Annotated in this window: 10 protein-coding genes; 9 read left to right on the top strand and 1 reads right to left on the bottom strand. The window is 45.6% G+C overall.

Annotation, left to right across the window (positions count from 1 at the left end):
- The first annotated feature begins 213 nt into the window (after positions 1-213).
- From uvrC to IV55_RS07380, 3 genes are all read left to right on the top strand, one after another.
- A complete protein-coding gene (gene uvrC / locus IV55_RS07390; RefSeq protein ID WP_057810867.1) occupies positions 214-2,052 on the top strand; it encodes an excinuclease ABC subunit UvrC in 1,839 nt (612 codons plus the stop codon).
- 329 nt (positions 2,053-2,381) lie between these two features.
- Positions 2,382-3,701, top strand: coding sequence for a GTPase ObgE (gene obgE, locus IV55_RS07385; protein ID WP_057810866.1), 1,320 nt, complete (start codon positions 2,382-2,384; stop codon positions 3,699-3,701).
- A gap of 35 nt (positions 3,702-3,736) precedes the next feature.
- On the top strand, positions 3,737-5,653 hold the full coding sequence (locus IV55_RS07380; RefSeq protein WP_057810864.1) for an acyltransferase family protein: 1,917 nt from the start codon (positions 3,737-3,739) through the stop codon (positions 5,651-5,653).
- Here IV55_RS07380 and IV55_RS07375 read toward each other — a convergent pair whose 3' ends face one another.
- Positions 5,654-5,935, bottom strand: coding sequence for a hypothetical protein (locus IV55_RS07375; protein ID WP_057810862.1), 282 nt, complete (start codon positions 5,933-5,935; stop codon positions 5,654-5,656).
- A gap of 187 nt (positions 5,936-6,122) precedes the next feature.
- Here IV55_RS07375 and rnz point away from each other — a divergent pair, with 187 nt between their 5' ends.
- The 6 genes from rnz to IV55_RS07345 all read left to right on the top strand — a co-directional run bounded on the left by rnz (position 6,123) and on the right by IV55_RS07345 (position 12,144).
- Positions 6,123-7,052 (top strand): ribonuclease Z, encoded by a 930-nt coding sequence (gene rnz / locus IV55_RS07370; RefSeq protein ID WP_057810860.1) that lies wholly within the window; start codon positions 6,123-6,125, stop codon positions 7,050-7,052.
- Positions 7,053-7,087: 35 nt separating this feature from the next.
- On the top strand, positions 7,088-7,948 hold the full coding sequence (locus tag IV55_RS07365; RefSeq protein ID WP_225425828.1) for an SDR family NAD(P)-dependent oxidoreductase: 861 nt from the start codon (positions 7,088-7,090) through the stop codon (positions 7,946-7,948).
- Complete coding sequence (locus tag IV55_RS07360) at positions 7,945-8,325, top strand: LapA family protein (protein WP_057810856.1); 381 nt, start codon at positions 7,945-7,947, stop codon at positions 8,323-8,325. Before IV55_RS07365 ends, IV55_RS07360 begins: the two co-directional genes overlap by 4 nt.
- 90 nt (positions 8,326-8,415) lie before the next feature.
- Positions 8,416-10,746 carry a single-stranded-DNA-specific exonuclease RecJ gene (gene recJ, locus IV55_RS07355; RefSeq protein WP_057810854.1) on the top strand — a complete coding sequence of 777 codons (2,331 nt, stop codon included), beginning with the start codon at positions 8,416-8,418 and terminating at the stop codon, positions 10,744-10,746.
- Positions 10,747-10,760: 14 nt separating this feature from the next.
- Positions 10,761-11,279, top strand: a complete 519-nt coding sequence (locus IV55_RS07350) for an adenine phosphoribosyltransferase (RefSeq protein ID WP_057810852.1) — start codon at positions 10,761-10,763, stop codon at positions 11,277-11,279.
- Between the two features lie 88 nt (positions 11,280-11,367).
- On the top strand, positions 11,368-12,144 hold the full coding sequence (locus IV55_RS07345; RefSeq protein ID WP_057810850.1) for a DUF4931 domain-containing protein: 777 nt from the start codon (positions 11,368-11,370) through the stop codon (positions 12,142-12,144).
- Positions 12,145-12,360: the final 216 nt, after the last annotated feature.

Raw genomic sequence — 12,360 nt, 5'->3', positions numbered from 1 at the left:
CAATCCGGTAGGTGGTTCGTAGTCTGCACAGCGACTTGACTTTTGTCCCACGTTTTCACCATTTAAATTCGTAAATCAAAATGAGAGTTTGGGACAGATAACTTATGTTCCAAACTCTTTTACGTTCCAAGTAGTGAGGTCGGTTTGGTTTGCGAACACGCGTTCATGCGTTATAATTTAACTACTGATTTAACAGAGACAGGAGGCGGCCTGGTGGCATCTGAACACATTGAACATAAGCTTGCGTTATTGCCGGGGATGCCCGGCTGTTACTTGATGAAGGACATCAATGGCACCATCATTTATGTTGGTAAGGCGAAGAACCTTAAGAACCGGGTGCGGTCTTACTTTAAGAGTAGTCATGAAGGCAAAACGGCGCAGTTGGTCTCACATATCGTTGACTTTGAAACGATCATTACGTCGACTGACAAAGAAGCGTTTTTACTCGAAATTACACTGATCCAAAAACATCAGCCATATTACAACATCAAGCTAAAACGTGGAACAGGCTATCCGTACATTAAGGTGACGAATGAACGTGACCCACGCATTATTATTGCGAGCGATGTTAAGAAGGATGGTGGATACTATTTTGGACCATATCCAAACGTATATGCGGCTGAAGAAACACTGCATTTCTTACAAAAGGTCTATCCATTACGGCGTTGTTCAGGTTACCAAGGGCGTCCTTGTTTGTACTATCACATGGGGCAATGTCTAGGGGCTTGTTTCAAAGAGGTCCCAGAAAGTGCTTATGAAGAACAAATCAAACGCATCAAGTCCTTCTTAAATGGGAATACGGCACGAGTTATCAAACATCTGCAAACGCAAATGAGTGAAGCAGCTGACAAGATGGAATTTGAGCGTGCAGCCGATTTACGGGATCAATTGCATTACATCGACGTTACCGTTGAAAAGCAAAAAATCATCAGTAATGACCAAACGCCGCGCGACATCTTTAACTTTTACATGGACAAAGGGTGGCTCTCCATTCAGGTGTTCTTTGTTCGCCAAGCACGGTTAATGAAGCGTGAAAAACGCTTATTCCCAGTCGTCTCCACAGCGGCTGAGGAAATGCAGACGTTTATCATGCAGTTCTACAATCGAAAAAATGCGGTGTTGCCACGTGAAATTTTGGTGCCAGCTGAAATCGATGCTGATAGTCGCGAAACGATTGAAGAAGTGCTGAATGTACCAGTAAATATCCCACAGCGAGGCGTGCGCCGTGACTTAATGGAAATGGCCAGTAAAAATGCCCGGTTAGTTTTGGAAGAAAAGTTCCGTTTGTTGGAGCTAGATGAACACAAAACGACCGGTGCCATGCAGGAAATTGCTGACGTTCTCGGTTTGCCACCGATTCGCAGAATTGAGGCCTTTGACCATTCACATGAGCAAGGTGCTGACTTAGTTTCTGCCATGGTCGTGTTTGAAGAGGGGCTACCCAATAAAAAGTTGTATCGTAAATATAAACTACGGACTGTCGATCATGCAGATGAAACTGCTAGTACCATGGAAGTTATTCGCAGACGCTACACAAGGTTACTAAAAGAGCACGCCGATTTACCTGACTTAATTTTGATGGATGGCGGTGCGATTCAAATGAATGCAGCCAAGGATGTTTTAGAAAACGAACTTGGGTTGGCGATTCCAGTAGCCGGGATGGTCAAAAATGACCATCATAAAACCGCTGATCTAATGTTTGGTGAGCAAGATGATCATTTGAACCTAGATCCAAAGTCGCAGGGCTTTTACTTACTCCAACGGATCCAAGATGAAGTGCACCGTTTTGCCATTACGTTCCATCGGCAACTGCACAACAAAAATTCGCTGAGTTCGCGTTTGGATCAGATTCAAGGAGTGGGACCAAAAACCCGTGCTAAGTTACTCAAAAAGTATGGGTCTCTAAAGAAGATTGCAGCTGCGCCAACGAGTGAATTACATGAACTCGGACTCGCTGATACAGTGGCCCAGACAGTGCACGTTGCAGTAGCTGCCATGGTGGCCGGCGAGGCACAGCAATCACTGAGTTATTTAGATCGGCAACAACAGTAGGTGTTTTATGGAACGGGGCAGCGTTGATGGCTGTGCAAAACATGATTGGTTTGCTGGATTGTAGCAAGCAATCGTGCGTGTCGCAGTGTTCGTCAATGAAGGCCGCGTTCTTTTTAGTTTGTGGCGTGATTGGGTTTTGACCAGCGCGGCCTCGCACTGTACAATGGTGTGAGCGAACTAACGCGTGTGTGGACCAGAAGTTGTGACGGGAATTTGACCTTTGGCACACGTTTTCGCAATTTGGATTTAGAAAAGAAACTGTGTCTGGCAGCAGCATCATTTATGTTCCAGACGCATTCACTGATAGAAAAGACGGAGACAACTTAAAAATGGCGTTTGTGGATCAAGCAACAATTGAAGTAAAAGCAGGAAACGGTGGGAACGGGATCGTTGCGTTCCGTCGTGAAAAATTCGTGGCTAATGGTGGCCCTTTCGGGGGTGACGGTGGTCGCGGCGGTAGTGTTGTGATGGTTGTGGACGAAGGTCTACGGACCTTGATGGACTTCCGGTATAATCGCCACTACAAGGCGAAACATGGTGTGAACGGCATGAGCAAGGGGATGACTGGCCGTTCCGCTGATGACCTGATCGTTAAAGTGCCAGGAGGAACTATCATCCGAAACCTTGAAACAGGTGAAGTTTTGGGTGATTTAACAGAACCTGGACAACGCTTAGTGATTGCCAAGGGTGGTCGTGGTGGTCGTGGTAACATTCGGTTTGCGACACCTAAGAACCCTGCACCAGAGATCTCTGAAAATGGGGAACCAGGGCAGGAATTTAAAATTGGTTTGGAATTACAATTATTGGCTGATGTTGGTTTAGTTGGGTTTCCGTCTGTTGGAAAATCAACCTTGATGTCGGTCATCACCAACGCTAAGCCTAAAATTGGCGCCTATCACTTCACAACAATCGACCCGAATATCGGTATGGTTCGTTTAGAAGATGGGCGTGACTTTGTTATGGCTGATTTGCCTGGTTTGATCGAAGGTGCCAGTGATGGTGTGGGGTTAGGCTTCCAGTTCCTACGCCATGTTGAGCGGACGCGGGTATTACTGCATCTAGTTGCCATGGGCGGCGATGAATTTATGGATGAAGAGCAGACGCAAACGCCTATCGATGCCTTTCATGCCATCAATAAAGAATTGGCGAGTTATGATGAATCGCTATTGGAACGGCCACAGATTGTTGTGGCAACCAAAATGGATTTACCAGACGCACAAGAGCGTTTTGAGGCCTTTAAAAAGGCTTTGGAAACAGATGACTCGTTGCCAAACAAGCCTCAGGTGCTGGCAATTTCCTCAGTCTCACATGCTGGTTTACAACCGTTGATTCAAGCAACGGCCAGCTTACTGGATGAAACACCAGCCTTTGTTCCCGAAGTGGAAGAAACAGCCGGTGTTACCTACACCTTCAATCCAGATGAAACACCAGCTTTTGTGGTTAATCAGGATGAAGACGGTGTGTGGATTCTTTCAGGCGATAAGATTGAAAAACTATTTAAGATGACCAACACGCAACATGAACAAAGTATGGTTCGTTTTGCCCGGCAGTTACGTGGATTGGGTGTTGACGATGCTTTGCGTGAAGCAGGTGCGAAGGACGGCGACGTTGTTCAAATTCTCGACTTCACCTTTGATTTTATTGAATAATTAAATTAATCAGTTACTAATTTCGAGGTTTTGTTATGCAAGCAGCATCTACGTCGGCACCACGACGCTACATTACTGGAATTGATGGTCTACGGACCTTTGCCGTACTGGGCGTTATTTTATATCATTTGCTACCGGCAGCATTACCCGGTGGGTTTCTCGGGGTTCCGATTTTTCTGGGACTGACGGGGTATTTGGTCACTGATAGTTTTTTAAACCAATTGGGAAAGAATCAACCATTAGCACTAAGACAATTCTATGGTCGACGTCTAAAACGACTTTATCCGGCGCTAGTCACGATGCTGGTTGTGACCAGCGCGTACATCACGTTGTTTGCGCGTCAATTGTTAGGCGGATTGCGTGCTGTTATTTTAACGAACCTGACGTATGTGTATAACTGGTTTGAAATCGGTCATGGGCAGTCTTATTTTGACCGGTTCAACGGTGAATCACCGTTTACACATCTGTGGACGTTATCGATTGAAGGCCAGTTTTACCTATTATGGCCAGTCATCATCTGGCTTTTGGTCCGGTTTTTAAAGAAACGTAGTCGGATTGCCGGTGTTTTGTTAGGCTTAGCAGTTGTGTCCGCCGTTATGATGGGTGTTTTATACCATGGGGATGACAGCATCAACCGCGTTTACTATGGCACAGATACACGGGCGTTCTCGTTGTTGTTGGGTGCGTCATTGGCCGCTGTTTGGCCATCTCGCCATTTGAATCCAACGTTACAACCTGAAGGACGGCGGTTACTTAACATTGTGGGATCCGTCAGTATGATTGTGATGTTTGCCATGTATTGGTGGCTGTCAGGTACTGACGCAGGAACTTATCGCGGTGGTATGTTTATCTTCGCGATTTTTGCCACGTTGATGATTGCGGTCATCGTGCATCCAGGTGCTAGTTGGAATAAATGGCTATCGAATCCTGTTTTTAGTTGGATTGGGAAACGCAGTTATGGGATTTACCTGTATCAATTTCCTGTGATGGTCTTTTATGAATTGAAGGTTGTCAACGTTGCTCGGCACAGTTTCTTTAATGCCTTAGTGGAATTAGCGATCATTTTGATCTTAACGGAGTTGTCGTACCACTTTGTTGAAGAACCACTTGCGCATACAAATTGGACGGCTGTTTGGCAGACCTTACGGCAACCGCGGACATGGCAGACAATGCCTGTTCGTAGTGTGACGGGGGGAATCTTGGCAGTGATGACGTTAGCGACCCTCGTTGGGTTTGTGCAAGCGCCAGCCAAGGCAACCGCGCCAACCAATTCAGTGACCAAGCACATCAATGCTGCCAGTAAGCGAGCTGCTGCGCGGAACAAAAAAATTGCCGCTCAGAAGACTGCGTTAACAGCTTCTACGCGACAAGAAAAACAAACAAATACAGCAGCTAACAAACAGTTGAATGACCAACAACGTAAACTTGGTCAACAATTTGGCTTACAACCGTCGGTAACGTTAGCAGCGCAACATAGCTCATTAACGGCGGTGGGTGATTCAATTTTGGTGGATAACGCCGATAATCTACAGGCGGTGTTTGGTCATGCATATGTTGATGCCAAAGTGGGACGTCAGGTGTGGGATGCGCCAACCGTGATTGCCTCGCTTAAGAAACAACATTTGTTAGCCTCAAATGTCTTAATTAACTTGGGTACTAATGCACCATTAACACAGCCGCAAATTGATGCAGTGTTGAAAGCAATTGGACCTAAACACAAAGTCTTTTGGGTTAATACGATGGTGCCAACTAAGAATTGGCAGAATCAAGTTAACGCGCTACTGGCTGTGAATGCAAAGCAGCGAAAGAACATGTATCTGATTGACTGGTTCCAGTTGAGTCAAAACCAACCGGGCTGGTTTGGTCCGGATCATGTGCATCCAAATCCAACCGGTAGTGTCGCCTACACTAAGTTAGTAGTAAACGATGTTGTGGCTGCGACAGATAAGTAATTACATGAAGACAACTTTTTCATCAACTAAGCGATAACCAAATAGTTCCCGAGGAGTTGTGTGCGTCGTGACGATGCGCCAACTGCCCGGGATTTTTTGTGTTCGCATTGCAAATTGATCAAGTGTCAACGGTCGGCCAGTGCTGGTTACTAAAATTAATTGATGTGTGTCAGCTTGCTGACGTAATTCTGTCACAGGTAATGGTTTTGGATCAGCTAAAATAAAAAGCGGCCGTGTCCGATCGTAATCGGCCGTTGAAAAATTAAAATCTACAAGACGCATATCGTAATCTCCGTTCGGATAAAGACATTATTTCTGACAAGCATATCATGAATGATGACGATTGTGTTTTAAGCCTAAGTTCAGTAGAATTGAATGCGGACTACGAGTTTATTTGGTCGTTTTTAAATGCCTGTGCATCAGCCAGGTTTTAACAAATCACACATTAGAAATTAGGGTAGCAATTGTTATGGAAATTGAATTTTTAGGGACTGGTGCTGGTTCGCCAGCCAAAGCACGAAACGTGTCGAGTTTGGCACTGAAGTTGTTGGATGAGCGCAATGCCATTTGGTTATTTGATTGTGGTGAAGGCACACAGCATCAAGTGTTGAGTACGACCATTAAACCGCGTAAGATCGAAAAAATATTTATCACCCATTTGCATGGTGATCATTTGTTTGGACTGCCTGGACTGCTCAGTTCACGATCATTTCAAGGTGGCGATGAACCATTAACAATTTATGGACCAAAGGGCATTAAAGAATATGTGCAGACTAGTTTACGGTTATCAGAATCGGGACTGACATATCCATTACGGTTCGTTGAATTAAATGGTGACGGGATTATCTTTGATGACGAGACGTTCACAGTGTCTTGCAAGCGATTGGATCACAAGATTACGAGTTTTGGTTATCGTGTTGTTGAAAAGGACCATGTCGGGGAACTACAGGTAGATAAACTACGGGCTGCTGACATTCCTTCAGGTCCTGTATATGGGCAGTTAAAGGCCGGCAAAACGGTTACTTTACCAGACGGACGAACATTTAATGGACAAGATTTCATTGGTGCAGCCCAAAAGGGACGAATCGTGACAATCTTAGGTGATACGCGTAAAACACGGCGGGCAACTGAACTGGCTGCGAACGCAGATGTGCTCGTACATGAAAGTACGTTTGCTGCTGATGAAGGTAAGATGGCACATAACTACTATCATTCAACTAGTCAACAAGCCGCAGAAGTTGCGCGCGATGCACATGCAGGCAGACTGCTGATGAATCATATCTCGGCGCGTTATAATGGACGTGGTGCAAGGGAACTTGAGCAACAAGCACGCCAAACATTCAAACGGGCCAAAGTGGTTCGTGATTTTGATGTAATTGATATTCCATTTAAAAAATAACTGGTTGTCTGAAACAGCCAGTAGCTGAGGTGACAATGATGATGAATCTTTCAAGTCAGTTAAAGGAATTACGCAACTTAAAGAACCGCATCGTTTTGATTACGGGTGCGTCTTCTGGTATTGGTCAGGCGGCTGCTTTTGAAGTGGCACGCAAAGGCGCCATTGTGGTGCTGGTTGCCAGAAATGAACTGAAACTAAACCAGGTAGCCCAACAGTGTATGTTGTACTCAGGGCGGCCGGCCTATGCTTTTCCTGTTGATTTAGGCCAGGTAGGCGCCATTGATGACACATTAACGAAGATCAATCATGAAGTCGGGGCAGTGGATGTAGTCATTAATGCAGCTGGTTTTGGTGATATGGAATCAGCTGTTGATACCGATCCCGCCGTCACCGACCAAATGTTTCGGGTCAATGTACTCGGGTTGATTTACATTACACGGCGTTTAGCGAGTGCGATGATCGATAAGCATTATGGTGCGATTATCAACGTGGCGTCAGTGGCTGCCAAAATTCCAACGCCTAACTCAGCTGTTTACACAGCTACCAAAACTGCGGTGGTGGGGTACAGTGATGTGTTGCGGCAGGAACTGCGGCCTTTTGGCATTCAAGTGACAACCGTTAATCCGGGTCCCGTTGCGACAAACTTCTTCAACGTGGCGGATCAATCAGGAAACTACTTGGCTAAAGTGGCGAACTTCACTGTGACACCACAGTTGGTGGCTGAACGATTGGTGGATACAATTGGGTATCATGTGCGTGAAATCACTGTGCCACGATACTTCAGTGCGTTGTCTAAGGTCTATCACATCTGGCCTGATGGTGGTGATTTCGTGATTGAACAGCTATTCAAAGATCGCGGTAAACATCAACAGGCTAGTGCGGAGGATCCATCATGAAAAATCAAGGTCGTTTAATTGCTGGTTTGGTGCTGACGTTAATTGTGGCGATTTTTGCCGTCCTGAACGTGAACACGGTCGCAATCAATTTTGGCTTTGCCAAGGTCCACTGGCCATTGATTTTAATCCTGATTGTTGTTTTGTTACTGGGTGCTTTGATTGCCGTGCTCGTCTCTGCAGGTAATCGGGTAAGCGACCAGCGCGACACGAAACAGGCTGTCGAACAACAAAAATCGTTGACGACGCAGGTAGCAACTTTAAAGAATCAAAATGAACAGCTACAAACATTGTTAAATGAACGTGACGCAACAATCGAAAAGCTGTCACAACAAGTTCCAGAAAAAGCAACATCAGACACAGAACATCCGCAAGTTTAATGTGGTATAAATACCTGGTAACGGACGAAGGAACGTCAATTGACACCTTCGTCCTTTCTAGGTTTGAGATAAAAAGTGGAGGCAAACGGTGTGTTAGAGTCGAAGTATGAATGGCAATTGGCGAAAGCCGCCAACCCAGAACAAGTGACACAGTTAACGGACGCCTTGGATGTATCACCGTTTATGGCCCGGTTACTGGCTGCCCGAGGACTAACGAATCCAACGCAGGCAAAACAATGGCTACAGCCAACTGCCGAGGCATTACATGACCCCAGCACGATGTTTGATATGCAAAAGGGAATCGAGCGCATTCAACTGGCTGTAGGTAATGGTGATTTGATTACTGTTTACGGTGATTATGATGCGGATGGGTTAACTAGCACGTCTTTAATGTATGAAACATTGGATCAACTGGGCGCCAATGTGAATTATTACATTCCGAATCGTTTCGATGATGGCTACGGGCCAAACGTTGCTGCCTTTAACCGTTTGATTGATTCCGGCACTCAGTTATTTGTGACCGTGGATAACGGTGTCGCTGGGCATGAAGCAATCAGTGCGGCAAAAGCACGCGGGGTAGATGTCGTTGTCACTGATCATCATGAGCTGCCAGATGAATTACCGGATGCAGCGGCGATTATTCATCCGCGCCATCCAAAGGGGAATTATCCGTTTGGTGGCTTGTCCGGTGTGGGGGTTGCTTTCAAAGTGGCCCAAGGCTTGCTGGAAGCGTCAGTCGATGAGCTTAGTGATGAGTTAGACCTAGTGGCAATTGGTGAAATTGCGGATTTGGTGCCATTGGATGATGAGAATCACACACTTGTTAAATTTGGGCTGCAGGTTATTGAAAACACCCAACGTCCAGGATTGTTGGCCTTGATGAAGGCGGCTGGTGTTGATGCATCTGCAGTTACTGAGGAGACAGTTGGCTTTGGTATCGCCCCCCGACTAAACGCGTTAGGCCGGTTAGGGGACGCGAATCCGGCTGTTGAATTGTTAACGACCTTTGATGAAGACCGGGCTGAAGAACTTGCCAAAACAATCAACGGTAAAAACGATGAGCGTCAGCAGCTGGTGAAGCAAATCAGTGAAACGGCGCTAGCACAGGCACAGACACCAGAAAATAGTGCGCGTCACACGTTGATCATTTACGGCAAAGATTGGCATGAAGGTGTCTTAGGGATTGTTGCCAGTAAGATTGTTGAAGCAACCCACAAGCCGACGCTAGTGTTGAGTGAAAATACCGAAAAACAAACGTTAAAGGGCTCCGGTCGTAGTGTGGCCGGCTACGACTTATTCAAAGCCATCACACCAATCAGTGACCAACTGATTGCTTTTGGGGGGCATGCAATGGCGTGTGGGCTAACTGTTGGGAAAGCCGCACTGACCACGCTAGCAGATGCGTTAGAGCAAGCCTGTCTGGATCAAGATGTTGACTTAACAAAACGGCCGGTCATGCCGGTTGCCGCTACCATTTCGTTGGCTGAGATTAATGCGGCTGATTATGACGCAATTCACCAACTTGGTCCGTTTGGGACGGATAATCCACAGCCAGTTTTTGAAGTGCAACCGGCAACTGTGACTGATATCAAAACGATGGGTGCTGCTAAGAACCATTTGAAATTCACGCTGCAAGACGATGATCAAAATCACGTACCTGCGATTGCGTTTGGGCATGGTGAAGATTTCGAGCAGGTTAGTGCAAATCCGGACGATGTTGCGGTGATTGGGACACTGTCGACGAATAAGTGGCAGGGCAAAACGACTTATCAGCTAATGCTTAAAGATTTACGTGTGAGCGGGGTCGCCATTGTTGATGGACGGACTAATAATTTGGCGAAAACCTTATTCACCGCACCTGCAACGTACCTATTTTTCCACGACCAAATTGCCAAACAATTGGCGGATTATTTACCGGATAACGCGAAGACAATTCAGGTTGGTAAAGATGATTTGCCAACGACAATCGATCATTTGATCATTGTTGATTGTCCGGATGATTTAGCGGTGTTGGAACAGGTGTTACAGCAAATAACGGTTAACGAACTCACCGTGTACTTTTACGAACGTGAATCAGCATATCTGAGCGGTATGCCAAGTCGCGCGGAATACGGCAAGTTGTTCAAATTTGTCGCGACGCATCACGATGTGGATGTTGCGCATCAGTTACCAACTTTAGCCGACTATTTGCAGATTGACCGCGACAAACTCATTTTTATGATTCAGCTGTTTTTTGAAGTGGGATTTGTTAAAATGGAGGCTGGCGTGATGAATGGCGAGCAACAGCCGCCACACGCGGAATTGACAACGGCTGCGGCCTATCATGAACGGCTGACCCGAATCGATACCGAAGAAAAATTACTCTATTCGAAGACTCCCCAACTGAAACAATGGTTGCTGGGAGCCATGAGCAAAGCTTAAAGGAGCTGTGAAAATTGGCCTTAGACTTAACAAAGTACATTGCAACTGTTCCCGATTATCCTGAAAAAGGGATTATGTTTCGTGATATTTCACCATTGATGGGTGACGGTGAGGCGTATCATCAAGCAACTGACACGATTGTGAGCTATGCGCGTGAACGCCAAGTTGATATGGTTGTGGGACCTGAATCCCGTGGTTTTATTGTTGGCTGTCCGGTTGCCTATGAATTAGGTATTGGCTTTGCCCCAGCACGTAAAAAGGGCAAGTTACCACGGACGACAATTAAGGCAGACTATGCTTTGGAATATGGGACTGCTTCCTTATATATGCACGAAGATGCTATTAAGCCTGGTCAACGGGTCTTAGTGACGGATGATATCCTGGCTACTGGGGGCACGATTGAAGCAACCATCAAGTTGGTTGAACAATTGGGCGGTATCGTTGTCGGATGTGCCTTCTTGCTACAGCTGAAGGAATTAAATGGACTTGAAAAATTAAAGGACTATGACACGCTGGTATTAATGGATTACTAATCCGTGTGTCAGTATAAAAGACGTCGTGTGCCGTTTGGCGACCGACGTCTTTTTAGTTTGAATAAATCATGAAAAGGCGGAAATAGTCATGCAACCTCAACTTGTATTCGATCCAGCCATAGCCAAAAATAAACCCGAAAACATTATTCATGCAGCTGATTATTGCCCATTCTGTGATGTTGCTCATCTTGAAAACATTCTGGCACAGTCGGGCGACTCAATTTGGTTAACAAATAAATTTCGAACGTTAGCGGCGACAAATCAAACGGTTGTGATTGAAAATGCTGATCATAACGGGGATATTGCTGATTATTCCGTGACTGAAAACCGTCGGATCTTTCACTTTGCGCTGTCGTGTTGGCGACAAATGCGACAGGATCCAGCGTATCAGTCAGTCGCTTTTTATAAAAATTTTGGTCCGCTTTCCGGCGGCAGCTTACGTCATCCGCATATGCAAATTGTTGGCATGGAAGCCGTTGACGTCGATGCCGCATTAACCGCGAAAAACTTTTCTGGGATTTCAGTACCAATAGTTGGTGCTGTTGATATGAATGTGTCAGTTGAGCCTGTGATGGGCTTCACCGAAATCAACGTTCGTGAGGTGGGGAATGAAGAGAACGCCTTTGCTGATGCGATTCAAAAAGTGGTTCATTATTTAATGAACGACTACTTTGGCGGGCGTTGTCATTCATATAATCTATTTGTGCATGTGGTCGATGGCGCAACGATTTGTAAAATTGTGCCACGGTTTGTGGTATCGCCATACTTTGTGGGCTATAAGATACCTCAGGTAAATGAACCTTCGCGATTACAAGATTTGGCAGCAGAATTGAGTGCGCTTTTTAAGATGGATAGTCACGATTAGCTATTTAGAATTGAATGTGTTATAGTATTTCCAATGAGTTGAAACTAATACTCATCCTCTCAGTGACTTGGTGCATCATTGAAAGTCACTATTTAAAGTTTAACGAGATTAGACAAATAGGTAAGGTGATCCGGGCTATTCGTAGCTCGGATTTTTTTTTGTGTATTTTTGGACGTAAAAAAGAGAGTGGGATAAAAGTCGGTAAGTCGTGAGCAG

The organism is Furfurilactobacillus siliginis (genome assembly GCF_001437435.1).
Taxonomy (GTDB): domain Bacteria; phylum Bacillota; class Bacilli; order Lactobacillales; family Lactobacillaceae; genus Furfurilactobacillus; species Furfurilactobacillus siliginis.
The sequence above is the reverse complement of the archived record's forward strand: the minus strand, read 5'-3'. Positions and strand labels throughout refer to the sequence as shown.

What these genes read in the sequence shown, in the direction of transcription:
- obgE (WP_057810866.1), top strand. Translation starts at nt 2,382, where the DNA reads ATGGCGTTTGTGGATCAAGCAACAATTGAAGTAAAAGCAGGAAACGGT.
- IV55_RS07380 (WP_057810864.1), top strand. Translation starts at nt 3,737, where the DNA reads ATGCAAGCAGCATCTACGTCGGCACCACGACGCTACATTACTGGAATT.
- IV55_RS07375 (WP_057810862.1), bottom strand. Translation starts at nt 5,935, where the DNA reads ATGCGTCTTGTAGATTTTAATTTTTCAACGGCCGATTACGATCGGACA.
- rnz (WP_057810860.1), top strand. Translation starts at nt 6,123, where the DNA reads ATGGAAATTGAATTTTTAGGGACTGGTGCTGGTTCGCCAGCCAAAGCA.
- IV55_RS07365 (WP_225425828.1), top strand. Translation starts at nt 7,088, where the DNA reads ATGATGATGAATCTTTCAAGTCAGTTAAAGGAATTACGCAACTTAAAG.
- IV55_RS07360 (WP_057810856.1), top strand. Translation starts at nt 7,945, where the DNA reads ATGAAAAATCAAGGTCGTTTAATTGCTGGTTTGGTGCTGACGTTAATT.
- IV55_RS07345 (WP_057810850.1), top strand. Translation starts at nt 11,368, where the DNA reads ATGCAACCTCAACTTGTATTCGATCCAGCCATAGCCAAAAATAAACCC.